The organism is Ruegeria sp. CDSA077, from assembly GCF_059612265.1.
The window spans coordinates 226,548-252,069 of sequence record NZ_JBXWQG010000004.1; the positions used below are offsets into that span (position 1 = coordinate 226,548).

The 25,522-nt window shown below is 53.6% G+C and carries 19 protein-coding genes and 1 pseudogene; 12 read left to right on the forward strand and 8 right to left on the reverse strand.

The annotated features are described in order from the left end of the window. Positions 1-40 precede the first annotated feature (40 nt). The 9 genes from AC2FLE_RS11775 (at position 41) to AC2FLE_RS11815 (ending at position 13,069) form a co-directional block, all read left to right on the forward strand. A complete protein-coding gene (locus AC2FLE_RS11775; protein ID WP_496697212.1) occupies positions 41-721 on the forward strand; it encodes a hypothetical protein in 681 nt (226 codons plus the stop codon). Between the two features lie 5 nt (positions 722-726). Next, positions 727-4,023, forward strand: a complete 3,297-nt coding sequence (locus AC2FLE_RS11780) for a hypothetical protein (RefSeq protein WP_496697214.1) — start codon at positions 727-729, stop codon at positions 4,021-4,023. After that, positions 4,020-4,658 carry a tail fiber protein gene (locus tag AC2FLE_RS11785; RefSeq protein WP_496697216.1) on the forward strand — a complete coding sequence of 213 codons (639 nt, stop codon included), beginning with the start codon at positions 4,020-4,022 and terminating at the stop codon, positions 4,656-4,658. Before AC2FLE_RS11780 ends, AC2FLE_RS11785 begins: the two co-directional genes overlap by 4 nt. Before the next feature lie 21 nt (positions 4,659-4,679). After that, a complete protein-coding gene (locus AC2FLE_RS11790; RefSeq protein ID WP_496697218.1) occupies positions 4,680-5,396 on the forward strand; it encodes a glycoside hydrolase family 25 protein in 717 nt (238 codons plus the stop codon). A 304-nt stretch (positions 5,397-5,700) separates the two neighbouring features. Next, positions 5,701-6,600 carry a type IV pili methyl-accepting chemotaxis transducer N-terminal domain-containing protein gene (locus tag AC2FLE_RS11795; RefSeq protein ID WP_496697220.1) on the forward strand — a complete coding sequence of 300 codons (900 nt, stop codon included), beginning with the start codon at positions 5,701-5,703 and terminating at the stop codon, positions 6,598-6,600. Positions 6,601-6,816: 216 nt separating this feature from the next. Continuing rightward, positions 6,817-8,430 (forward strand): phosphate ABC transporter substrate-binding/OmpA family protein, encoded by a 1,614-nt coding sequence (locus tag AC2FLE_RS11800; RefSeq protein WP_496697221.1) that lies wholly within the window; start codon positions 6,817-6,819, stop codon positions 8,428-8,430. 82 nt (positions 8,431-8,512) lie between these two features. Then, complete coding sequence (locus tag AC2FLE_RS11805; protein WP_496697223.1) at positions 8,513-10,150, forward strand: phosphate ABC transporter substrate-binding/OmpA family protein; 1,638 nt, start codon at positions 8,513-8,515, stop codon at positions 10,148-10,150. Positions 10,151-10,251: 101 nt separating this feature from the next. Further along, positions 10,252-12,072, forward strand: coding sequence for a serine/threonine protein kinase (locus AC2FLE_RS11810; RefSeq protein ID WP_496697224.1), 1,821 nt, complete (start codon positions 10,252-10,254; stop codon positions 12,070-12,072). A 175-nt stretch (positions 12,073-12,247) separates the two neighbouring features. Further along, a complete protein-coding gene (locus AC2FLE_RS11815) occupies positions 12,248-13,069 on the forward strand; it encodes a PP2C family protein-serine/threonine phosphatase (RefSeq protein WP_496697226.1) in 822 nt (273 codons plus the stop codon). Positions 13,070-13,169: 100 nt separating this feature from the next. On the opposite strand, the gene AC2FLE_RS11820 is transcribed toward AC2FLE_RS11815, so the two are convergent. From AC2FLE_RS11820 to AC2FLE_RS11845, 6 genes are all read right to left on the reverse strand, one after another. Next, positions 13,170-13,682: a cold shock domain-containing protein gene (locus tag AC2FLE_RS11820; protein WP_496697228.1), complete on the reverse strand. Its 513-nt coding sequence runs from the start codon at positions 13,680-13,682 to the stop codon at positions 13,170-13,172. Between the two features lie 896 nt (positions 13,683-14,578). Then, positions 14,579-15,202 (reverse strand): class I SAM-dependent methyltransferase, encoded by a 624-nt coding sequence (locus AC2FLE_RS11825; protein WP_496697230.1) that lies wholly within the window; start codon positions 15,200-15,202, stop codon positions 14,579-14,581. 9 nt (positions 15,203-15,211) lie between these two features. Continuing rightward, positions 15,212-15,958 (reverse strand): CDP-diacylglycerol--serine O-phosphatidyltransferase, encoded by a 747-nt coding sequence (pssA, locus tag AC2FLE_RS11830; RefSeq protein ID WP_496691414.1) that lies wholly within the window; start codon positions 15,956-15,958, stop codon positions 15,212-15,214. A gap of 12 nt (positions 15,959-15,970) precedes the next feature. Beyond that, positions 15,971-16,645: a phosphatidylserine decarboxylase gene (locus AC2FLE_RS11835; protein WP_496697231.1), complete on the reverse strand. Its 675-nt coding sequence runs from the start codon at positions 16,643-16,645 to the stop codon at positions 15,971-15,973. Positions 16,646-16,992: 347 nt separating this feature from the next. After that, positions 16,993-18,426, reverse strand: coding sequence for an NCS1 family nucleobase:cation symporter-1 (locus AC2FLE_RS11840; protein ID WP_496691416.1), 1,434 nt, complete (start codon positions 18,424-18,426; stop codon positions 16,993-16,995). 222 nt (positions 18,427-18,648) lie between these two features. Further along, entirely contained in the window at positions 18,649-20,106 is a 1,458-nt protein-coding gene (locus AC2FLE_RS11845; protein WP_496697233.1) for an NCS1 family nucleobase:cation symporter-1, read from the reverse strand. Between the two features lie 109 nt (positions 20,107-20,215). Between AC2FLE_RS11845 and AC2FLE_RS11850 the strand changes: the two genes are divergently transcribed. After that, complete coding sequence (locus tag AC2FLE_RS11850; RefSeq protein WP_496691418.1) at positions 20,216-20,782, forward strand: recombinase family protein; 567 nt, start codon at positions 20,216-20,218, stop codon at positions 20,780-20,782. A gap of 46 nt (positions 20,783-20,828) precedes the next feature. On the opposite strand, the gene AC2FLE_RS11855 is transcribed toward AC2FLE_RS11850, so the two are convergent. Both AC2FLE_RS11855 and AC2FLE_RS11860 read right to left on the reverse strand, forming a co-directional pair. Further along, positions 20,829-21,782, reverse strand: a complete 954-nt coding sequence (locus tag AC2FLE_RS11855) for a helix-turn-helix transcriptional regulator (protein ID WP_496697235.1) — start codon at positions 21,780-21,782, stop codon at positions 20,829-20,831. Positions 21,783-22,236: 454 nt separating this feature from the next. Beyond that, positions 22,237-22,703, reverse strand: a pseudogene (locus AC2FLE_RS11860) (IS6 family transposase); the annotation flags it as partial. Between the two features lie 178 nt (positions 22,704-22,881). On the opposite strand from AC2FLE_RS11860, the gene budA reads away from it, so the two are divergent. Both budA and AC2FLE_RS11870 read left to right on the forward strand, forming a co-directional pair. Continuing rightward, positions 22,882-23,676 (forward strand): acetolactate decarboxylase, encoded by a 795-nt coding sequence (budA, locus tag AC2FLE_RS11865; protein WP_496697237.1) that lies wholly within the window; start codon positions 22,882-22,884, stop codon positions 23,674-23,676. Positions 23,677-23,799: 123 nt separating this feature from the next. Next, positions 23,800-25,452 (forward strand): NAD-dependent malic enzyme, encoded by a 1,653-nt coding sequence (locus AC2FLE_RS11870; protein WP_496697239.1) that lies wholly within the window; start codon positions 23,800-23,802, stop codon positions 25,450-25,452. Positions 25,453-25,522 lie beyond the last annotated feature (70 nt).

The following is a 25,522-nucleotide window of genomic DNA, read 5'->3' on the forward strand; positions in this document are numbered from 1 at the left end:
TCACCAACAGCCCGAATTAACATATCGGAGGAGAAGACACATGGCCTTTCAGGTTTATGCACTCGTACATACCCGCTCTGGTCGGTTTCTGATGTTTCGTCGACCTATCTTGACCTTTTTCCAGCGCGGAAATGGGGGTCAAATTTTCCCCGAAGGTCAGAAACTGCAGGGCGGCGGGCGCTATGCTCTGCCATTTGCTCAGGTTGATCCTGAAATCGCGATTGAGCTTTGGGAGGATGATAATTTCATTGCCGAAGCCGGGCAGCAAATTCTGATTGATTGTTGCGGTGCGCTGATCGAGTTTCTTCCCCCAGAAGCGGCAGACAAGGGGCCTGTTTCAATCGAGGGTGAGCATGAGATATTGCTCGCCCCGGCGACCGAAGTCGTGACCCGTTTCGACGAAGATGGCACGCGATCCGCGGTTTATTTCGCCGAAGTGTCCGACGCGGATCTAGACCGCATTCGCGACTATATGGTTGAGGTGTTGGCCGAGGCTCGCGCGGCGATGTTGGCCGTGATTCAGGACAACCTATATGAATACACCGAGATCGAGGCATTCTTTCCGCACGCGCCCTTTGACAATATCCATACCGGTGTTGATGTCTGGCAACTCGACATCGAGCGTCTGGAAATCAGTGGCCTGAAATCCAGCAAGCTGACCAAGGGTTCACTGCAGGCGATCAGCGAGCTTGAGGTCGTGTTGGCGGTGGAAGACGCTTAACGGGCATGACCAGCCAGGACCCCAAACTCATTTGGATGGATGCGCCGTTCGAGGATCTGCGTAACCAGTTGGTGGCCAATTTCGAAACCCATCCGCATGGTGCCGATCCCCCGGAATTCGTGACCGTCCAGTTCTTTTTCACCAAGACACCGGGCAAGGCCGTGCGCGGCCCTGTTCTGAGGTACAAGGAGAGAACGCGGCTGAATGTGCTGTTCGAAACCGGTGAGCGGTTGACCGGTACCCTGACCTGGCAAAGCGGGTTGAGTACACCGTTGTCTCAGCAGGTCCTTGGGGCATTGGCTCTGCAAGAACCCGAGACCGGTCGTGTCTGGCGCTTTCAGGGTTTCATGTCTGAATTTGGCAAGCCAAGCCATATTCCATCGCCCGATTCCGGGGCAGGGGGCGGGGCCGATGATGGCGGGAACTCTGGCACCGGGCAAAACGGTTCAGGCGGACATGACGGGCATGACCCAGATCAGCCAAGCCACAATCACGCCGGAGATGGCAGTGATCCCTTCAGCGATGATCCAGATTCCGAAGGGCTGAGCCCGATCACCCAAGGGGCCAACCTGCGCTGGGATGAGCTGTTCCCCTTCATCTATATGAAACACTGGCCGTCGATAGCGCCGGGCGCGCTGGATGCGGGTTTCATGGAGGTTCCGCAAAAGATCCTGGTGAACAGCGTGTTCCTGCAAAGCCTTGTTTCAAAATCCCGGGACAGGTCAGGGCAGGAGGCTTTGGCGGTTACTTACGTGGATCCAAGCTCGAACACCGACAAAACACCAGGTGGGGATAGTTCGCCCAATCCGGCATCGGATGCGGGGCAATCCGGCAAGGCTCAGCCTGCGGCTGAACCGAACAAACCCAAAGGGTACATCTCCTCGATTGAAACGCTTGGCCCGCCATTCAGTTCTTACCCTGAACTGTGGCCGGCTCTGCGAGAGCTGCCGGAATTTTCGCTGGCCCAGATCACAGATCTGATCAAGGCCCGTCTGGGCGGATGGGCCGCATTCAAGGTTCTGGCAAATGCACCGGATGCGCAAAAGGAACTGGCCCGCATCTGGGAAAGCATTATTGCGCTGAACCTTCTGGCTGGCTGGCAAAAAGACGAACTTGCAGTTCTGATTCAGGTGTTGACTACCCATCACGTTCTGACCCGTGCGCTGGCTGCAACCGAAGGAGGGCAGGCCAGTTTGATGACCGATCCGGTCACCGGGCAACAGATCAAAGCTTGGATGCATGCGACGCTGGTTTTGCCTGGCTCCATATTCGAGCCGAAAAAACCTGCGCCGGTTGCAGCAAAGGATACAGATCATCAGATCCCTTTGAAACTGACAAAGCCCGGCTGGGTGCGCGCCTATTCATACGGGCTTGCCCGTTCGATCCGGTATCAGCCGCTTGGGTATGAATTGGGCGACGTGCAGCGTATCGAAAATGTCCTGCGGGGTGAAATGCGCGAGACGCGAAACCGGAGGTTGCAGCGCCGCGAAAGCCATGAGGCACATTCCGATGTGACCACTAAAATTGCCCGGCGGGACGAGGATACCTCGGTTTCGGACCTGATCAATCAGGTGCAAAAGACGTTGGCCGACCATGTCTCGACCACGCATGTCAACTCTTACGACACCCAGTACGGAATGCCGACAGATGGCAATAAGATGAGTGTTACCGGGAATTGGTGGGTGCAAGAGCAGCCAGCCGGAGGCTTCGCGAAGAACGACCTGAAATTTGCTCGCGACATCGTCGAGAAAACGGTGCGAAACCTGTCACGCGAAATGCGCCATACGCGCGAGCTATCCGAAGTTGAAGAAACCGAATACTCGGATGTGACGCGCTTTGACAATCGGCGGAACGGCACGGATATCCGCGGCATCTATCGTTGGGTGAACAGAAGCTTTCGCTTGCGCACGAAAAGTCTGGGCGAGGTTTTGATTTTTGAGATCATGGTTCCCAGCCCGGGTGAGAATCTTGTCCGGCATATTCGCCGGTCCTGGCAGCTTGATCTGCGTCCACCGAAATCTCCAGGTGAGTTTGGGATAAGCGGGTTTCAGGATTTGACCGACGAGGCTGGCAAGACAGACGATGGCAAGATCTTTTATCTCGATGCGTTTCAGGAATTTGGCGTGGAAGAGACCCGAATGGCCCCGCCATCCCAGCATGTGGTCATCCAAACGGTGCAAAGCCACACGCCAGTGGCCGAAGGCGCCCTGCTGATCCCCGGCGGCTTTGAGCCGATCAGTGCAACAGCCTCGGTGATGAGTGTCGGAACCCCCGCAGAAACCCATGTCATCGTGGGGTCGGTCGCCCTGCAACCTCAGCAAGCGGGGGACAAATCCGCCCCGCCCGGTTCAAACGGCCATGCGGACAAGTCACCGCAGCCACTGCGCCTGCCTGTCAGCCAAGCCTCGGGCGCGCAGGTGCTGAGCGCCCAGCTGGATAAAGGGTTCGGAACCGGAACCTCTCCGGCGGATGAAGGCCATCCGCTTGGGTTCACCATTCTGTGCAGCCTCAAGCAAACCGCAGCCACACAATCGTCCGAGCCCAACTCTCCGCCGGATATGCCGGTTCCCGATCCTGCACCAATGCATCTGCAATCCGAATTGACCGGTTTCTTTGCGGCAACTCTTGAAGTGACGTGCCAACGGTCGGCGCAGACTTATTCTGATTGGCAATTCGAAACCTATAGGCTGATCAAGGAAGCGTATGCGCGGCAGCTAGAGGGATATCGTCGCAAACTGGAACAACAGGTGGCTGCGATTGAGGCTCAGAACCCTGCGTTCCTGAACAAGGCGGTGACGACGGAAATCCTGTCCGCGGCCCAGGAGCAAATCTTGACCCTCAGCGGATCCGAGAAAGATGCCGTGGCCCCGGATTATGCCAAGCCGCGTATCCGGCACTATCTGCAACAAACGGTCGGGTGGTCCGACATCGCCACATTTATGGATATCGAGGACGAAGTCAGCGATCTGACAGGCGACCCCGCGGATCTTGCCCTGCGCGAGACCGTACCCGACCTGCGGTTCCGAGATTTTCTGCGCGCAGACCGTGTGCGCATTCTGGCACCGGTCGACAGAAAGCACGCGCGCAGTTTCCTGTATTTCCTGCGCACCGGTCGGATCTGGCCGGATGCAGACCATCTTGCCCCTTGCTTGCCCGAAGACGCCGAGATTGTGGCCCGGATTAAATCGGAACATACACAAGACGATGAAGGCAATGCGCAATCCTGGACGGTTCAGGTGCCCACGCATATGTGCATGCTGAGTGCGGATAGTGATCTGCCAGGTCAGGTGGATTCAGAATGAGACCGCCAGGCTTTCCGACCCCGCCCCGACCAAATGCTCCTGGCGGACCGCTTGAGCCGCAACAAGGCTGGGGTCCGTCTCCGGGCCGGGTATTGGGGATGCCGGTTGGCGCGGTGATCGCTTTTTCCGGGGAGCTTCTGGGACAATCCAAAAAGCTGGCGGGCGGGACCACTGATCTGCAACATTATGGCTGGAAGGTTTGCGACGGCTCACCTCTGTTGATTTCCGCCTATCCGGAATTGTTTGCCGCCATCGGATACCTGTTTGGTAAAGGCAAGGACGGAGAGTTTCGACTGCCTGATTACGAGGGTTATTTTCTGCGCGGCGTCGACCCCGGCGGGAAAGTCGATAAGGATCAGGACCAGAGGTACCGAACCGACAAAAAGAACCAGAAATATGACGGGGTAGGGTCGCTGCAACTGTCTGCGCTCCAGCAACACCAACATGTGCTGGAACAAAGCGACAGCACGGTTTCAAACGGAGTGTTAGGCCCGGAACCGGTTATCGCCCCCACACCCCAATCCAATTCGGGCAACGTCGTTAAAGGGTCGGCCCTGACCAGCGAGACCGAGACCCGCGCAATCAACATCTCGGTCTATTGGCTGATCAAATGTCGGTTGGATGCGGTGTTATGACAGATAGAAAAGGCCGATCTGATGGCATGTAGGCTGGGCAGAATTGTAAGGTCGTTTCGCAAACCATCGGGTCAGATTCCCAAAGCGGCGCCAGATAAGGCGCATGCAAAAGGAATAGATGTCAGTGATCATCAGCGGGATATCAACTGGCCGCAAGTCGCAGCCTCGGGTGTTTCTTTTGCGCTGATAAAGGCGACCGAAAGCGTCAGCATCAAGGATGCGTATTTTCAGCCAAATGTACTCGGCGCGAATGAGGTGGGTATCCTGTGCGGCGCCTACCACCTGCTTCACATCAGCCACCCGGCCAAGCCACAGGTCACGAATTTTGTCGATGCAGTGCAGGCTGTTCTTTCGAAAGGCCCGGTTGGAAAATCCGGCCTTCTGCACCTGCCATTTACACTCGATCTTGAAGGCGTCCCGACGGCACAGGGGGCCGCCTATCGAAGCCTCGCGCTGGAATGGCTTACCAGCGTTCAGAGAGCTTTCGGAACGGTTCCGATGGTATATGCCAATCTGAACACCTGGGAGACCGAGCTGACCTCGGGTTTCGGGAACTACCCGGTCTGGCTGGCAGAATACGCAGCCAGACCCGCACCCAATGCGCCGCAATGGGAGTTTTGGCAGCATTCTACGAACGAGCGAGTGTCCGGAATTGCCCCAGAGGTTGATTTGGACGTGTATCGCGGATCGGTTCAGCAACTGAAGGCGCAGTACGGGGTGCGAAGTCGAAACTTATAATTGTCACAGTTCGATTAACCAAAATGTTCAGTTGCTAGCTTGGGCAAACCCAAAAACGGTGGTGCAATTCCACAAAGGATTTGTGTGATCCCGGTTGGTTAGGATTGTTTTTGACCTGTCGTATGCGTCGAACAAAATGGCCCATCTACCTTATGAATCACCAGTTCTGGCTCGGTTTGGGTGACGTGGCGTAAGTCCCGAAATCAACACAATTTGATCTTGGGCGTTCCACATTGCCACCTGAAAGAAGAGGTCACGTTCGAATGTGGTGGGTTAAATGTGAACAGGGGTAAGGTTAACTGCAATGAGAATGAATCGACGAGTCTTCGTTAACTGCGCATCAGTCGCGACAGTTGCGACATTATTGCCAGTGGGGGGAAATGCACTGGCAATGGCCGCAGGTCAGGTAGCACACCGTATACTGGCCGCGGATAAGCTGAGTTTCCTCACAGAGAAGGTCGCCAAAGCCGTTGTGCTTTTGAGCCTCGGTGCTGAGGTGGAAAAAGATCTTGCAGAGCTGCAACATGCTCATGATGAGTTCGACAACATCCTTTTGGGGTTCCGCGAAGGCAAAGGGTCTTCGGGTGTGGATCGCGAAAGGTTTGTATCCGTCAACAATGCTCTGAAAGAGGTAGAGACGCTTTGGGCGCCCTATCGTACAGCAGTTGAAGAAATCATCGCGGCCGGGTCGGTTGATGACGAACATCTTCATATGATTGTCGACAATGACGAGGTTCTGGAAAAGGCCTGTCACCATGTTGTTCGCAAGCTGGAAGAAGCTTACGGGGACGTGGACATTGATCTGGCGCTTGCGATTGCGCTGGACTTTGCGGGTCGCCAACGAATGCTGACGCAGAAAATCTGCAAAGAGATCGCTCTGGCTGCCACAGGCAAAGACACTGTTGAGCACCACGAGAAGTTCAAAAAGAACGCCAAGAAGTTTGGTAAGATCGTGGATGTGCTGATCGAAGGTGGTAGCAGTTCGATAACAATCGCCAAACCGCCAAGCAAAGCTGCGCGTGAAGCATTGACCGAAGTGCAGACGCATTGGGTCAAGTTGCAGCCCGTCGTCGAACAGCTGGACGGTGTTGATGTTCCGAATGTCGCAGATGTAACCCATTTCTGCGCCGAGATGGACGTTCTTGAAATCGAAGCCGAAAGGGCCGCGCTTCTGTACGAAGAGGCAATCAAGCTCGATTCCTGATCACCATCAGCGGCTTGGGCAACGCCTGGGCCTGAGTTCGGGGATATTTGCAATCCAAGGCATTGCAATCACCGAGAAACTGTAAATCGCGCGATTTGGCTCATTCACCTCTGCAACGCATATCCACAAACCGCAGTGCAGCCACATTCGCGTCTTTTGATGCACAAAAACATGCATCAAAAAAACACCAAATGAGTGCTAACTCGAGGAGTTAAGATGTTAAATTCGACATTCCAGCGGCTGTTCGCCGCCTCTGTAATCACAGGTTGTATCACCACAGGCTCACTCGCGCAAGAGGTGCGTCTGGTCGGAAAAGACAGCAATATCGATGTTATTGGCAATCTTTTGTCGTCGAAAGACGGGAAATATCTGGTCGAAACCGATATTGGCGAGTTTGTGATCAACCAGGATCTTGTGACCTGTGAGGGCGAAGCCTGTCCGACCGAACAGACATACGTCTATGATCTTGAGATTTCCGCACCGGACGAAATCGCCGAAGTTCTGGTTCCGATTATTGCCGAGGGCTATGCCGCGGTCGCGTTGGAAGCCGAAGCCCAGCTGTATGACGAAAACGGTGAACCGGTTGATACCGAGACTGTCGATGTGGGCGACCACAAGTTTGGCGAAGAACATGACTTTGCCTTGGTGCTGAACGATCTGGAAGGCGACGACGTTGCCACGTTCGGCATTCATACGGCGAATGGTGCGCGCTTGTTCGAGCGGATGGCCAAGAAAGACGCGTCGATCATCTTCTCGGAAACACCGGCCGGTAAAGCGGATCGTTCAATCGTATCCGAAGGCGGTGGTGGAAATCTGCGCGATTTCGATCAGGAACGCGTCATTGCCGTGGACGGATTTGCGATGATCGTGAACCCTTTGAACCAGATCCCTGATCTGAGCGTTAAGCAGGCGCGCGATATCATGTCCGGCGACATTACAAACTGGTCCGAGGTTGGCGGGTCCGATGCGCCCATTCACGTGTATTCCTTCGACCCTGACACCGAGGCTTATCACCACATTGAAAAGCTTCTGTTCAAAAAGTCGGACAAATCTCTGACAACTGAATCCAGTATCGTCCATGACAGAACCGAATTGACGACCGCGATCATGGAAGATGTCGCTGGCTTTGGTATCGTGAACTATGCGGCCAAGCGCTCGGCGCGCGCTGTTCCGCTGCGCACAACCTGCGGGATCATTCAGGACCCGAGCACCTTTAACCTCAAGACCGAAGAATACTATCTGCAGGAACGGGTTGTGGTCTACAACCGCGCGGATATCGACGGCTATGCGCGTGAATTGGTTGATTTTCTGGACACTGACGGGCTGGATGGACTGGTTGCAAAGGCTGGATATATCGACCTGTCGATCACAGCGGACAGTCAGGAGCGAGCTTCTGAACGGCTGGCGGCCGAGCTTGAAGAAGGTGAAAATGAATACGAGGCCGAACTGGTCGAGAGCCTTCTGAAAAACATGAATACCCATGATCGTCTTTCGACAACGTTCCGTTTTGCGCCCGGCTCTAAGCGTTTTGACAACAAGGCCGAGCGGGATTTGGCACGGATGATCAAATACCTGGGTGAGAGCAAACCAACCGAGGTCGTTATCGTTGGGTTTACAGATAACAAAGGCCCCTTTGACTCGAACCTGCTGATTTCGCAGGAGCGCGCCGAAGCCGCATTGGATCATCTGATCGAAGTGGCAACGGGTGGCGAGCTTGAAGGCATAACGCTGAAGGCATCCGGATACGGCGAGCTGGAACCCGTGGCCTGCAATGACAGCCCGCGTGGCCGCGCAATCAACCGCCGTGTTGAAGTGTGGATCAAAGAATAATCACATGATTGGAAGCCGCGGCCATTGTGCTGCGGCTTCCGCGTCACGCGTTAAAATTTATCCGGGGTTTTAGACGAGTATGATGAGTTTGTCCAAATACGCAGCTGCAGCAGGCTTTGTGGTCATTGCTTCTTTGGGGCATGCGCAGGATGTCACGCTGACCGCGAAAAACGGGTCCAGGTCGGTGACAGGTGAGCTGGTAGATATCCAGCCAGGGAAATTCATTGTCCGTTCCAATGTTGGTGTGCTTTCTCTGAACGCGTCTGAATTTCTTTGTCAGGGTTCAGGCTGCCCGAAAAGTTTGCCTTCGGATACCGACATGGTGGTTTCTGGCGCAGGAGGTCTGGCGGATATCCTCCTTCCTCTTGTCGTAGATGGGTTTGCCTCCGAGCGGGAACTGTTCTCGGACACCTTTGATCTGCAGGGTGTACCATTGGGAGAGCAGCACGGATTTGACACAGATGCCGGCAAGGTTTCGACGATCGAAGGACGAAAGGCCTTTGATATCCTGATCACCGATGACTCGGCTGAACCAGTTCACAATATCCTTGTCAAAGAAGCGACCGGGCAGGACTTGTTCGAGTCTCTCATTGCCGGTCAGAGCGATTTGATTATCAGCGAGGAGCCGGTTTCAGCTGAAATGTATCGAAAGGCCAGGAAGAGTGGTCTTGGCGATCTTACAGCTTTGCAGCAAGAGCATGTGCTGGCGGTTGATGGCTATACGGCTTCGGTCAATCCTGCAAATGGCACGAAGGCTCTGACGGTTGATCAGATTTCGCAGATATTGTCCGGTGAAATTACCAACTGGAAACAGCTCGGCGGGCCAGATCAAAATATCAACGTCTACTCGCTGCCCAAATCCTCTGGGGCGTTTCACCGAATTGAGGGTTTGATCCTGTCACCATTTGGGCGTGAGTTGTCCCCCGGTGCCGAAATCGTAAATTCTGATCGCGCACTTTCCCGTGCAATCGAATCCGACCGGTATGGCTTTGGTGTCATGCGGTATTCTACGATCCGCGATGCGAGGGCGGTGCCTCTGCTCAGCGAATGTGGCATTGTCCATCTGCCAAACCAGTTTTCGATGAAAACCGAAGAATATGGGCTACAAAATCGGGTGACCGCCTATAACGGTCGCGATTCCGGAAGCTTTACCACAGCCTTGGTGTCCTTTTTGGATAGTCCTGAAATTGACGGGCTGGTTTCAAAGTCCGGGGTCACAAGCTTGTCTGTTGTCGAACAGGAAGAGGATGCAAAGTTCGAACAGCTGAAGGCGAGCATCGAAGCCATGGCGGCTTCGGCAAATTCGGCTGAGATACGGTCCTATGTTGCGGAAAAATTAGCGACCAGGCGCCTTTCAACGACGTTCCGTTTTGCGCCCAGCTCGTCCAGCCTGGACAACAAGGCGAAGCGGGATATCGCCCGAATTGCTGAATATATCCGGGATGTCGAACCCTATAAAATCGTTTTGGCCGGTTTTGCCGATGCCGGCGGCAGCTTTGGCAAAAACCGTCAGCTTTCGTTGGCGCGCGCCAAAAAGGTGCTTCAAGAGCTGAACAAAACCATCGAACCAAATGGCACTTTGGTCGAGGTACGTGGTTACGGGGAAATGGCCCCGGTCGCGTGCAACACCAACTCGATTGGCCGTGCCAAAAACCGCCGTGTCGAAGTTTGGAGCGAACTAGAAGGGCCCGATGCCGAAGTAACCGCATGGGGAGAGTAAAGCATCATCCCCAGGTTCCTGACACCACTTTTGTACAGATTTTGTGAGCAACAATCGGCCGGCACCGGAACCAGCTGACCAAGGTAGGGTAAATATTTCCAATGGTACAACCAGTCCACTCAAACGAACATTTCCCGGACGAACTCGCTCCGGGCACCCGGCTATTGGCCGGCCAATACACGATTATTCGATTTCTCAACAGCGGCGGTTTTGGCATCACCTACTTGGCCAAAGACAGCCTTGAGCGCACGGTCGTGATTAAAGAGTGCTTTCCCGAGGCAATCTGCAGACGGAGCCAAACGGCCGTTCGTCCCCGTTCACAGTCTCATACGTCTTCCTATGAGGCACTTGTCAGGTCGTTCGAAACAGAAGCGCGCAATCAGTCGAAGCTTGTGCATCCGAACATCGCGGGTGTGCACCAGGTGTTCCGGGACAACGAAACCGCCTATATGGCGATCGATTTCATCGAAGGCAAAGACCTTCTGGATACGATCGAAGAGCGCGGCATCCTACCTCCGGAAGAAGTGAAAAACCTGCTGCGCACCACGCTCAAGGCGATTGGATTCATACACAGTAAGGGCATGCTTCACCGGGATATCTCGCCGGATAATATCTTGATCGACAAGGATGGCGAGCCCGTGGTGATCGACTTTGGTGCCGCGCGCGAAAGTGCAGCTAAATCCGACCGGGCCATGTCGATGTTGCGTGTCGTCAAAGAAGGGTATTCACCGCAGGAGTTCTATCTACAGGGCGGTGAGCAGGATCAATCCAGCGACCTTTATGCTTTGGCAGCTACGTTTTACCATGTCATCAAAGGGTCCGCTCCGCAGGATAGCCAAACCCGTCTTGCTGCCTTGGCCCAGAAGGGTACGGATTGTTACGATCCACTAGAAGGCGCCGTAGAAGGTTATCGCCCCGCTTTCCTCAGGGCGATAGACCGCGCTCTCAGCATCCCACCCGAAGACAGATTCAAGTCCGTGCAGGAATGGCAGGACGCGATGGAAGAAAAGATGCCGATCGAAGCAAAGCCCGTTTTGGAATCTGCTGTCGAATTCAACGATACGGTTTCAGTCAACAAGAAGCCATCGCGTGGTCGGTCAGGTCCCATTGCCCTGGTCGCGCTTATCGCCGTCGGACTGGTCGGAGGCGCCGGCTATTATTTCAGTCAGGGTGGAGAATCCGGGCAGGGTGAAACGATGGTCGCTGAAACCAATGCGCCAGTAGTCGCCGAACAGGCCAAAGAAACTGTGGTTGCGACGGTGGTCGAGGCCACGCCTGCCGCTGTCGAGCCCGTGGCGGAAGTTGAAACTCCGGCCCCGGCTTCGCCCGGCGTAAATTGGATCAGTTGGACCGGCCCCGCCGTTGATTTGCCTTTCACGACTGTCACAACAGCGCAGCCACAGGGCAGCTTTTCCATGGTCACCCTTGTGCGCTCTGATCTTGATCAAGCGGCAACGGAATGGCTGAAATCCGGAACAATCATTTATGTGGTAAATGGCAATCTGGTTGTGGATGACGCCTCAATTATTCGTGCGATCCAGTCCAGTCAGACCGCATCGGATAGCGGTCAAATATCTGTGGACTTGCGGATTAGAACCGACGCCGACAGTCCGGTTACCGAACAGACCTTAAACGTCCAGATCGGACATGTGGTCGAACTGGCCAATGGCACTCAGTTCATTACCGTCAGTCAGGGAAATGGGAAGTGGATCACCAAGGTTCTGCGCGCACCATCATCCGTCGTGCCTGTCCGCGTCGGCGACATTGTTGTGTCCGAAGCCGCTTCGCAAATCGCGGTTGAAGGTGAAAACGACATTGCGCGCGTATTTGAGGAACTGACCAAAAATGGTGTGGAACTTGCGCAGCTGACAATTGCCCGTGATGGAGAATTGCAGGCTGTGGATCTGCCGCTCAATCCCTGATGCCTTCATGACCTGTGGTATAGGGTGGCGCCTGAACCGCCAGTAGCGGTCGCACTGGTGCTTTGATTGTCGCCTTTCATGTTTTGGTCCAGATCATTGAGAAGCCCCAGCACTGCAGGAAAGTACAGAATTTATTTGGAAGGGTTTTCTTCTTTCACTTTCGGAGAGATTTCTTATGCAGATTGGAAATGCCTTAAAACATCTGGCACGGGAACGTGCTGTCGAATTGTTTGACGTTGCGACAGCGATCAACCAGGGCGCACGTGACTATCAGGAAGATGCCATTCTGACCGACATCCCGGCCGGATCCGATTTCGGAATTATTGTTCTGTCCGACGGTATGGGGGGGCACGCAGCAGGTGATGTTGCATCGAACCTCATCGTCCATGCGGTGATGAACTGCTGGAGATCCGCCGGCCTGAGCTGTGAGTCATCGAATGCTGAGGTCACAGATTTCCTTCATCGCGCGACCCAAGAGGCAAATAGCCAAGTTCACCTTGCCAGCATCAAAGAGCACAAAACCAAAGGCATGGGGGCGACTTTGGTTGCGCTGGTCTGCATCCAAGATCGTGTGTTTTGGCTTTCGATTGGGGACTCGCCGCTCTATCTCTGGCGTGACCAAAAGCTGATGCAGCTGAATGAGGATCACTCGATGGCGCCTCAGATAGATATGATGGCGAAACTGGGAATGCTGGACCCCGAAGCCGCGCGCTGTCATCCCGACCGGAACACGCTTATATCTGTCGTTTATGGCGGGGATATTGCCAAATTGGATTGCCCCGCTAATCCGATGATACTTTGTGCCGACGATATTCTGATCGTCGCCTCCGATGGCCTTCAATTTCTACGCAATGATGAAATTTTGGATGTTGTCACACAAGATTGCGAAAAGCACAGCGCTGCTATCGCGCAAAACCTGATGGGGGCTTTGACAAAGTTGAACCATCCTGATCAGGACAATGTGGTGTTTTCGGTGGTGAAGTTCGGCGCGCCGTAAGGCTCCGAAGCTTTGGCGATGAAGATGGGCCTGGGCAATTTTCGGGCGCTAAATCCGTGTTTGCGATGCACTTTGGCTGCCTACTATCCTCGGGACTATTTCATGTCCAGGCCTGAACCGAAACCACAACTCTGCCGCCGGGTTCATCGCTCACCTCAACGCCCAATGCCTCTCCGACGCTCACCAATCCAAGACCGGCTTCTGCTAGTGTGTTTGCGTGCAAAAAACAGTCCCTGCCGTCATTGAAAACATTGACGAACCCATAGTTCTTTTCCTGACAAAACCACTTGACCCTGGCCGGCAGAACCGAGGTCGAGGCTATCTGCCGGGAGGCATTGCCATTCTGCTTTGTCGCTGCGGGGGCTGCTTCTGACTGAATGCGCAAGATTTCGACAATTTGAAACCCCTTTGGCGCTTCGCGTGTCAGTGCCTCTACAGTGCATCCAGTGGCGATTGAGGTCTGGCCGAAATCGTGCAGCGCACTTTGATGCAGCAAAGCATCCTTGCCGGTCACAGAGCAGGTTAAAAAGCCATAGCCTTTTTCAGCCGAAAACCACTTCAAAGTTCCTGTGATGTGCCCCAGTGAAACATCACCTAGTCTTGATCCGTCCATAACCGTTTACCATTAAGCGTCACAACCTTCGCCTGCAAACCTGATCAGTAAATGTGGTATTTATTAGTCATGTTTAAAAATATCTGCCTGACGCGAAGTCAAATTTGCAGTTGCTATTCCCGGGCGCCGAGCCGCGTGTGATCTGAGCGACCGGGTCAGAGCAAGCGGTGCAGACATACCGCTCTAATTGGCTCAATCTGATCCCTCGCGGGTTTCGAATGAGTCTCTCGCTCCCGGGACACGCAAGGTCATAGAAACCTGCGGCGCTTTCTCTGAAAATCGCTGTGTATAGGTAATTGAGAACGACCCCATTGCTCGGATTACAACGAAAGTCTCCGGCGTCGAGGTGGCGTGAGGGTCTGGATTTCTGAAGGTGTTGTGCAGAACTGGGCGTCACCTCGACGCAAGTAAGCCAATCACTCTCGTGGTGGACATCACGGGTCTGAAAATGCGTGGCGGCGACGGCTGGCATTAAGAAAAGCACGGCACCAGGAAAGCACGCAAAGCCTGGCGCAAGCTGCATATCGGGCTTGATCCGGAAACCGGCGATATCGCCGCAGCGGAGGTGGCCACGGAATATGTGGGCGATGATACTGCGGCCAGATCTGTTCACCGATGTTGATGCCGATGTGAGCCGGTTTCTGGCGGATTGTGCCTACGATAGCCATGGAGATCCTAGGACAGTAGCAACCCCTGCATTGAAATTCGCGAAGAAATTGAGCAACAGCGATGAAAACACACCGTAAAAAGCTGGAAGACACCGCAAAACGGTTTGGTAGCAAAGCGTTGTGGCTACACGAAGAAGCATCGTAAGCTAAATTTTGTTCAAATATTGAGAAAAGCTGGTGTTGCTCAGTTTCCTGTTTGCAGCCGTACCAAGTTCATTTACCGAAAAGTTACGTGACAACTGATTTTTTCAGTACCAAAAATGTCATCATCCCCAGAGGTGGAAGGGTTCTTTGCTCCTCTACGGCAAGCGCATCCTCTTGCAGCACTGTTTCAATATCGAAATCAGAATGCCAGCCAATCGTATTTGCGACCGGAGCAATCGCGCGTTCCAAGGATGCGAGCAACCCCAGCTTTCGTTGGAAATGGTTGGTAATCACCACTTTTCCACCCGGTTTACAGACCCGTGCTATTTCCGCCATTACCCTTTCCGGTTCCGGTACGACGGATAGCACGTGCATTGCCGCAACCGTATCGAAATAGCTGTCTGGAAAATCAAGCGTGCGCGCATCCATTTGCCTCAGCTCGACAACATGGTTCAGCGATAGATCTTTTGCTTTGTCGCGCGCCTTTTGCAGCATGTCCTCACTGAAATCGATTCCGGTCACTTGCGTTTCGGGCCCGTAATGTTCCAGCGAAAGTCCGGTGCCGACGCCAACCTCCAAAACTTTGCCTGGACGTCTATTGATAAAATCAACCGCATGCTGCCGCCCGACATTGGTAACTGCCCCAAACGTCTTGTCGTAGATGGGTGCCCAGCGAGCATAGGAGGTTTGAACGGCTTTGATGTCCATATCGAGTCCTTAACGGTTAGAAGGTATTCCCCTGTCGAGCCACGCCCAGGCGACCGTGCCCACATATCCGAAACAAAGCACAATCAACGTAGCCCAGGCGAAAGTCAGCAATGCGGCCCCCGCAACAGCGACACCGATGAGAAAAAACTTTGCGTTCTCGCGCGAGATTCGCGTCGTCTTGAATGACCAAGTCGGTATTTGGCTGATAAGCAGAAGACCTATGATCACCATATAAAGGCAAATCAATATACTGGGCAGCAAAGGGGCATCGGCGAAGGCGAAGGACAGATACATTGGCAACATGACAAGCAGCGCCCCTGCAGGGGCGGGTACTCCCTCGAAATAGGCCCCATCTTGATCGCAGGTTTCGGATTTGCCGCCCACATTGAACCGGGCAAGTCGCATGACGCAGCACACCGCAAAAAACAGAACCGCAATCCAAGCCGCACTGCGTATATCCTGCAAGGCCCAGAAATAAAGAACGAGCGGTGGGGCGACCCCGAAGTTCAAGAAATCTGCAAGCGAGTCCAGTTCGGCCCCCAGTTTGCTGTCACTGCTGAGAAGGCGCGCAATACGGCCATCCAGCCCATCCAGCACACAGGCGGCAATTATCAACTGGACAGCGAGCACGTAATTGCCCTGAACGCCAAATCTGATTGCTGACAGGCCCGCGCATATGGCCGTTATGGTCAATGCATTCGGCAACAAATGGATCAGCGCAAACTCGGTCTCTTCCTGTTTGGGTGGTTTTTCCACTGATCCAGTTACCTACTTTTCTTCAGGCGTGGGCAAACTGGCAAGGACGGTTTCGCCCGCAATCATCGTTTGCCCTACACGCACTTGTAGGACCATGCCATCAGGAAGATAAACATCCAGCCGCGACCCGAAGCGGATCAATCCAAATCGTTCTCCAGTTTGCATAGCTGCGCCTGGCTTCACGAAGCAGACGATCCGTCTGGCCACCAGGCCGGCAATCTGGACAACAGCCAGATTCTGACCGTTTTTCATACGAATGCGCAGGCTGTTGCGCTCATTATCAGCACTGGCCTTGTCCAGGGATGCGTTGAAAAATTTGCCGGGACGATATGCAACAGCGGTAATCTCACCTTCAATTGGCGTGCGGTTCACATGACAGTTGAAGACACTCATGAACACACTGACACGGGTGAGAGGCGTGTCAGGCATCCCAAGCTCGTTCGGCGGCACCGCCGCTTCGATCAGCGAAACTACCCCGTCCGCTGGGCTGACGATCAACCCTTCTCCTGTGGGTGGCACGCGTTCCGGGTCGCGAAAGAAATAGTAGCACCAGATCGTGAGGCCGACACCAATCCAGCCCAGAATGTTAGACAGGAGAAACAGACCGACCGTAATGGCGGCAAAGATCGCGACAAACCGAATACCTTCCGGGTGCATCGGTTTGATGAACGTATCGCGCATGCGCATCGCAATCTTTCCCTTAGGTCAACTGATTGAACTTCATAAGTGGATTGGTAGGGAAGGCAAGTGGGACTATTGCGGTGGGCAACGATTGATGGCGGGGTGTTACAATTTGATGGGTTCTACTGACAGCTTTTTTGATGCCCAGGTATCGGGGGTTGGACTAGGCGTCAGATTTTCGTTGTGGCATTCCGCACCGTTATAGATCCCTGATCCATGCAAAAAGGTCCAAATGCGCCATGCTGCGATCTCTTTAGCGCTCCATTGCAAGCAGCTTTTGGTCAGAGCCACTGTCAACAACCTCAATACCTGATGGCAGGCGGCGCGCCGCCCGCCATCTATCTTCTGAAAGATTAAGTGTTCTTCTTGGCCATAGCGTTATAGATAACACCGCCAAGTATCGCACCGATGATCCAGGCATATCCTGACAGAATTCCCAGTGCTGGCACCCAAACAGTAGCGACCGAGAATACTGAAGCAAAACCAAAGGCAATTAGTGCCGAGTCATTCCAACCGTTACCATAATGGTAGGCACCGCCTTCCATGTTGTAGAGGTCGTCCACATTCAGCTCTTCCTTCCGAATTTTGTAGTAATCTACGATCATGATCCCAAAGATCGGAGCCAGAGTCGCACCCAGCGTGTTCACGAACCCGGCAATGCCGATATTCGAGATAATGGCCGTCCAAAGACCGCCAATTACCAAGGCAAAGACTGAAGTGGCCAGACCTGCCTGACGGAAGCTGATCTTACCAGGGGCCAGGTTGGCTATGCCATTCACCGCCGGAATGAAGTTCGCGACCAGATTGATGCCAACGGTTGCAGCGAAGAAGGTAATCGCTGCGATGATGGCCAGCAGAACGCTGTCGGTCTTCTCGACGATCTCGGTCGGGTTGATGATTTCTTCACCAAAGACCACGGCGGCACCGCCAGTCGTCAAAAGCGCCAATGCCGAAAAAAGGATCATGTTCAGCGGCAAACCGGCAAGATTACCGGCCTTCATGGATGCCTTGTCGCGGGAATAGCGCGAAAAGTCCGAGAAGTTGATCATCACGGCCGAGAAATAGGCAACCATTGTTCCGAATATGGCGATGAAGCCTTTAACTTCAGATCCAAAGGTGCCTTCTGGGTTGGCGAAGATGGTCGCGGTTGCGCTCAGAAGCTGCCCGTCCGCGCGCTGCCATAGCACGATGACCAAGCCTATCATCACCGCATAGACGAATGGTCCGGCAAAGTTCAGAAATGTCTCGACCCAACCCATGCCGCGCCAGAAAATGACGATGTGGAACACCCAAACGAGTAGAAAGGCAAGCCAGTCGATGCCCGTCAACCCTAACATCTCTGCACCACCGCTGATGCCTGTTATCGAACGGATCAACAATGAAAGGGCGGTCGAAGCGAAATAGACCTGAACGCCATACCAGAAGACAGCGACTGTGGCCCGCAATACTGCCGGTAGCTTGGATCCGGTTGTGCCCATACTGGCGCGCGCCAGAACCGGATAGGGGATACCGTATTTTTCTCCGGGCGCGCCGGATAGGTTCACCATCCACATAACGAACAGCCCCGCGAAGATGAGTGCCAGGAAAGCTGTCCAACCCCCAACGCCGTAGGAAATAAAGAGTGACGCAACTAGCGAATAGCCAAACAGTGATTGAACATCGTTGGCCCAGATGTTGAAAATCGCAAACGCGCCCCAGGTTTTTTCATTGGGCGTGACCGGATTTAGCGTGTCACCTTCCGGATCTGTAGTACTTGCATTTTTTGCAGTTGTTTCTGCGGTTACCATAATGGTCCTCCCATTTTGCTTTCGGGGGGAAAGCCCCCAAGATTTGCGGCAATAGCCGCCCATCGATTCAGGGTTTGTGGCCTGAACCGTTTCCGTCGCATGGTTGCGACGTTCGTTCCCGTGTCGGCTTGTTGTCAGAGACAAATCAATCCAGTCCGATTGCATGTATCTGCAATCGGTTGCTTTGCCCGTAGGCATCAAACTGGTGGATGTCTCAGCCTATCAGCGCTTTGCAATTGCCCAGTAGAAAACACCTCCAAATCCTGCGCCAATCACCCATGCAAAGCCTGACAGCGTATTCAGCATGGGAACCCAGACTGTGAGTACCGAAAATGTAGCCGGAAGGATGAACGACACGATCGCGGCCATATTCCATCCGTTACTGTAGAAATAGGGGCCGTCGCGGGCCGCCGAAAAAAGCTGATCAACGTCCAGCTCACCGGATTTCACCAGATAAAAATCTGCGATGATGATCCCATAAACAGGTGCCAGAATGGCGCCTAATGTGTTCACAAACCCCAAGATACCGATCTGGCTGATCGTCGATACCCAAAGCCCGCCAATCACCAGCGCATAGGCCGAGGTAATTATCCCGGCAACGCGGAAATTGATCCGACTGGGCATAAGGTTCGCCAGATCGTATGCGGGTGGTATGAAGTTGGCGACGAGGTTGATGCCGACCGTGGCGGCCAGAAATGTCGCCGCCGCCAGGAGTGTTAGTGGCAAGGAATCGACCCTTGCAATTATAGCGGTCGGGTTGGTTAACGCCTCGCCCCAGATTGCGACAGTACCTGCCGTTACAATCAAAGCAATCAGGGAAAAGAAGGCGATATTGATCGGTAGACCGATCAGGTTACCCTTTCGCATTTCATCTTCTGACCGTACGAACCTGGAAAAATCGCCGAAATTGATCACCACGGCCGAAAAATAGGCGGTCATTGTGCCCACGACTGCAGCGAATGCGCCAAGTGAGTTGCCCTTGTAGTCGCCGGTTCCGCGGAAAATAGTGCCGACCTCCAGCCAGAGATCGTTGCCGACTTCGACCCAGATCATGATCGCCAGCGCCACCATCACCGCATACACAAATGGGCCAGCGAAATTGAGAAAACCGACAATCGGATCAATACCGTTCCAGAAAAGTGCAATCTGAAAGGCCCAGACTGCCAGAAAGGCACCCCACTCGATGACGCTGAGGCCCAGAAAGATTGCAGGGCCATTTTCCCCGAACAGTGCGACCATGGCCAAGGCAAGTGCAGTCGATGCAAAATATGTTTGTACACCGTACCAGAAGATAGCCACGACGGCCCGGATGAGGGCAGGAAAATTCGCCCCGCGAACGCCCATGCTGGCTCGTGCCATTACAGCAAATGGTATTCCATATTTGACACTGGGTTTGCCGATCAAGTTGACGAGCCCCATGACAATGAATCCCGCCAACACGATACCCGCAAACACCGCCCAGCCATTCAGCCCGTAAGTCAAGAACAGCGACGCCGCCAATGTGTACCCAAACAGCGATTGAACATCGTTGGCCCAGACATTGAAGAGCTCAAACCAACCCCAATCGCGCTTTTCGACAGGAACGGGGGCCAGGTCCTCGTTGTAGAGGCTGGAATCCTTTGTAGCTTCTGTAAGAGAATGCTGCATTTCGTCCCGGTCATTCGCTGCGGCGATTGTCATTGCACAGATTCAGCGCTATTGTCGTGCAGAACTGCGTGCAATTAAACGGTCATAAATGCGTGCAAAAGTCAAGAACTACTGTGATCCAATCCTACGAGACTGATTTAAAATGGTAAAAATCGGATATGCGCGGGTATCATCGAAATGGTACCGAAGTGAGGTTCAACTCAGCGAGCTCAAGCGTCAAGGATGCGACCGCATATGGAGCGATACCGCGCAGGACGGGACCAACCGAGGCGAAACGCTGGAGGAATTTCTGGCGGATGTTTCGGCTGGTGACGTAATCGTCGTGTCTCGTCTGTCTGCGATTGCTGACTCGATCGCAGAGCTATTCAATCTGTTAGAACGGCTTCACGAAAAAGGAGCGGCATTTCGGTCAATGTCTGAACCCTGGATCAATACCGCAGACGGGCGCGCGAGTATGGTCTTGGAAGTACTAGGCGGAGTCATCGACTATGAGCTTGGGTTGGCTGACTTGGAAAGCCGTGCAGTGGAAGATCGGCCCAAATCCTTCGGCCTGAGTAAAGGACGACCGCAAAAACTGAGCGCAACGGAACGCGAAGAGGCGATTTCCCTGCTATCGATGGGCAAGACTGCGGCAGAGATCGGTCGTATGCTGGGTGTGAGCAGATCCACAATCTCTCGGCTCAAGACTGCGCAAGCCGAACCCGGGTAAGAGAAATTATGTGTAATTTGCGCCTCTGCGCTTTTTCAATGCGAATTCAAAGATACCTGACCCACAATCTTTGATCACGGTTACACCCAAGTTCTTCGACCATCTTTTTTGAACTCAAGTTGAACTCTCTTGCGAGGTCTGTGATTTGGGCGGACCGAAAACTATCAGTGTTTCGAGCGAGTCTGCCGTCGTCAAAGGCGATCAACTCATGGGACCTGCCGCCCCAACGGACGATCCCACCGCACAGCCGCTGACGTTCTGGATTGACTATTTCTGCCACGGGGTCGGCAAAGAAATCGCTCCATTTGAGGATACCGGTACTGACAGCTCGGGCAACCGCCTGTTCGATCGTCCGACTCTTTAGCTTGGTAGTGATGGAGGCAGTCAGAACATCGATCGTTCTCGAAGCGTGCCCCGTTTTCCTGGCAATGACAGTCGGTTTCAAACCCGACGCGAACATCTTCAACACATCCAGCTCATCCGCAGACAGGGAATCCGATGGAAAGTTGAATACGGTTTCTATGACATCGAGGGCAAGCAGATGCAGGACCTGCGCTTCCTGGCGTAGGGCAGGGAGCTTTTTCGCGATCAAGGCGCTCCACTCAGGACGAGCCATATTGGACGTGACGGTAAACACGCCGCGCTCGCCAAAAGGGTTGATCACCGGAATGGAAAGACCGTTTTGTCCCACTCCAAACCTTCTGGCCGCTTGAAAAAGCGCTGCATAGTCGGCTTGGTCGTCGAACACTGCCCAGTCGATTGGTGCGATCATTTGGGCGCCAAAACGAATGAGGGGATCGGCCAGAACGAGATTGTTGTCGACGTAATACTTGACCCATTTCTCTGGAAATGTAGTGCAGCCATGAACGACATTATGATGCTTGTCGATGTGGGCGTAGGAGGCGTTTTCAAATCCAAACTTTTGGCAAATTTCCTGAATAAGAGCTTCCCCAGATTGCCAGAGATCCAGTTCAGAATTGCCAATATCTGCAATTTTCATAGATCGTCTTTCTGTCCTACGTTGCCGTCGGGGCGGAGTAGCAACCTAAAACTGAACTAACTATTCGGGAATTCCCGTAGCCAACCGCACATTTGAATACGGGTCTGTTATGGGGACGGTAATAGAGCGGAAACCCGCTGATGAGACACATGAAATTGACTAGCTGGCAGCGCAAAACTCGTCACGGCAATAACCGTTTTTTTGGTCTTGCGCGGTTCAGCTTCAGTAGGTCGTGGGCATCTTGAGCGTGTGATCTTAGCCTATCCGGCGTCATGTATTTTATCTTGTCAGCACGCGGCCAGGAACGAAATTCAGCCTTCATTTCGTCGACATCTGCAGCAGGGCAGGGGAGCGCAAAAAGCGCCGCCAGGGCTATGTGTCAGATAGCGATAAAGCCGTGAGCGATCACCGCGCAGCAAAAAGGTTCCTGAGACGGAACGCAGATGGTGAGATCATGTCGATGGTGATCCGCGTGCGGCGCAAGATCGTAGATTGGCTTGAAATAGCTTCGCAACTTATCCGTGATCACGACACGGGGTTTGCCGAACTGCGAGATCAATCGCTCTAATAACGCCTGGCCGCCTTGGTGTTTCGCTGTGGTTGGACAAGAATATCAAGGGTATTCCCATTCGCATCCACTGCCCGCCTGAGTCGGCATTTCCAACCGTTGATCGGTAAACAACTTAGTGCAAATGCCATTTGTCGGTCGCCTTTGGCCGGTCCCGCTTGATGCAGTCGGCGAAATGACGGCCAAAGCGGTTAACCCATTGCCGGGCTGACGATTACACTGCGCTCAGCAAGCAAATACTCGACTGTGGCCGTGCTGTGGGCGAAACGGTGATAAGCCCATACGGCTTAGGCGATGATCTCGCAGGGAAAGTGAAAGCCCTTCCGGCGCGGCATTGTCCGTGGCGTTTTCATGATGATCAGTTATCCCGGAGCAATCCCACGATCATCTTTGCAATGCCCTATGAAGCTGTAAACTATCAAATAATCTCTTGTGTTGCCCGATCTCGAGAGGCACGCGATACTGGAAAGCAAGACAGTTTCGAATGGTCGAAAATGTATAGACGCCAGGCAGATAGATTGGTGAAACAGCATGCGACAAGATATAGAGCTTTCTTTTGCAACGGCCCTGGCTAGTCATTCCAGAGAACGGGGTTTCCAATCGGAAAAACATGCACATGAGTATTATCAGGCTTCGTTGCTGAGCGCAGTCATGCAAGGCGTTTACGACGGGACCGTTTCCATCGAACAGCTGCTGGAACATGGAAACTTCGGCCTGGGTACGTTCAATGCGCTCGACGGAGAAATGATCGTGTTGGATGGCGTTGCCTATCGCCTCGACGGGAATGGCAATGCTTCGGTCGCAAGCGACAAGGCTCTGACACCTTATGCTGCCGTCATCAATTTCGAACCAGCGGTTTGTCGATCTTTGGACAGAGAAACACAAAAGGATGCTCTTGAGGCCAAGCTTGATGCATTGGCGGAGGCAAGAAACCTGTTCTATGCCGTTCGATTTACCGGCGACATTAAACACATAAAGTACAGAAACGTTCTACGGCAGGAGAAACCATACAAACCTCTGCTGGAGGTTGTAAAAACGCAGGCTGAGTTTGAGCTGAACAACGTCGAGGGGACAATTCTGGGGTTTCGATGCCCGGATTATGCCGTCGGGATCGGAGTCCCGGGTTACCACCTACACTTTATTTCCAGCGATCTGAGCAAAGGAGGACACGTCCTGGATTACACTCTGACCAACGGTCGAATTGAAATTGATCATACGTCTTCTCTGCATCTTGAACTTCCAGAAACCAGATCATTTTCAGACGCCAATCTGTCTGCAGGCGCTTCGGCAGACAAAATCCTAAGTGCAGAGAGTAACAATACTTAGGCACTTCTATGCAAGATGGTTAAATGCAACCGTGCTCTAAGTTCGTTGCAATTGTCGTCTTATAATGCTGACTTTACTGGACGTCGCGTGCAAACAGTGCGTGCCGATCCGAAAGGGTAACCTATGGTCGATTCCGGTCCTGTAAATTTACAGTATTTGACAAACCCACTCTTGAACAAAGGTACTGCCTTTTCTCTACACGAACGAGAAAAGCTCGGATTGCTAGGCCTTCTTCCTCCACACATCGAAACGCTCGAAACTCAGGTAGATCGTGCCTATGCCGCCTTTGAGCGCGAAGAGACACCGCTGGACAAGCATGTCTATCTGCGTGGCCTGCAGGATGATAACGAGGTTCTGTTCTACGCTCTGTTGGTGCGGCATCTGACCGAGATGATGCCGATAATTTACACACCCGTTGTGGGTGACGCCTGCAAGCAGTTCAGTGAGATCTATGATCACCCACGCGGATTTATCATTTCGTACCCAGAGCGTGACCGGATCGATGACATACTTGAGAACGCCATCCTGCCCTCTGTCGAAGCCATTGTCGTTACCGACGGAGAGCGGATTCTGGGTTTGGGCGATCAAGGCGCGGGCGGTATGGGAATTCCGATCGGAAAACTCTCGCTTTATACCGCTGCAGGCGGGATAAGCCCGTCTGTAACGCTCCCGGTGGTTTTGGACGTCGGCACCAACAATCAGGAACGGCTGGAAGATCCCCTTTATATCGGCTGGCGTCATGAGCGCATCACCGGGGATGACTATTTCGAGTTCGTCGATCTTTTTGTGCAGGCGGTAAAGCGCAAGTGGCCGGATGTGTTGCTGCAATTCGAGGATTTTGCACAGCAACATGCTGCACCTCTGCTTGCGCGGTATCGCGATCAGCTCTGTACATTCAATGATGATATCCAGGGCACGGCTGCGGTAACGGCGGGCACTTTGCTGGCTGCCTCAAATGTCACTGGCATTCCGCTAAAGGACGCTACCATCGCGTTCCTCGGCGCCGGGTCAGCAGGAGTGGGTATCGCAGAACAATTAGTTCAACTCATGATCCGGCAAGGACTATCCGAAACCGAGGCGCGCGAGCGCATCTACATGGTGGATCGGAATGGCCTGTTAACCGATGCGATGACAGATCTTCTGCCGTTCCAGAAGCAGGTTGTCCAACCCTTCAACAGAGTGGGGAGCTGGTCCAGTGGTGAAATTTCCCTGTTGGATGTGATTAATCAGGCCAAACCCAATATTTTGGTGGGTGTCAGCGGTCAGGCAGGCTTGTTCTCGGAAGAAATCATCCGTGCAATGGCGGCTCAGACTGATCATCCTGTCGTGTTGCCGCTGTCGAACCCGACATCACGAATTGAGGCCGCGCCCGCAGATATTATCGACTGGTCAGGTGGCCTTGCAATAGTCGCCACCGGAAGCCCGTTTGATCCCGTTGTCTACAACGGCAGGACGCACCATGTCGCGCAATGCAATAATTCCTACATTTTCCCGGGTATGGGCTTGGGTGTGCTGGCGGCAGGCGCGCGCCGCGTCACTGACGGAATGTTCATGGCCGCCGCCGAGGCGCTCGCCACGTTGTCACCTGCGAAGACTGATCGCACAGCCAGCTTGCTACCCAATGTAGAAGATATTCGCCAGGTCAGCAAAGCTATTGCATTTGCCGTTGGTCAACAGGCGCAATTGGACGGGGTTGCGCCTAAATCCTCAGAAAATGATCTGAAAGCGGCGATAGAGGCGAAGTTCTGGATCCCGCACTATGAGACAATTGCCTGAAGCAGACCCGCGCTGGAGTGACCAGAGAGCTATTTTTCGCGCAGTTAGAACCCACCTAGTCTGTTGTAGT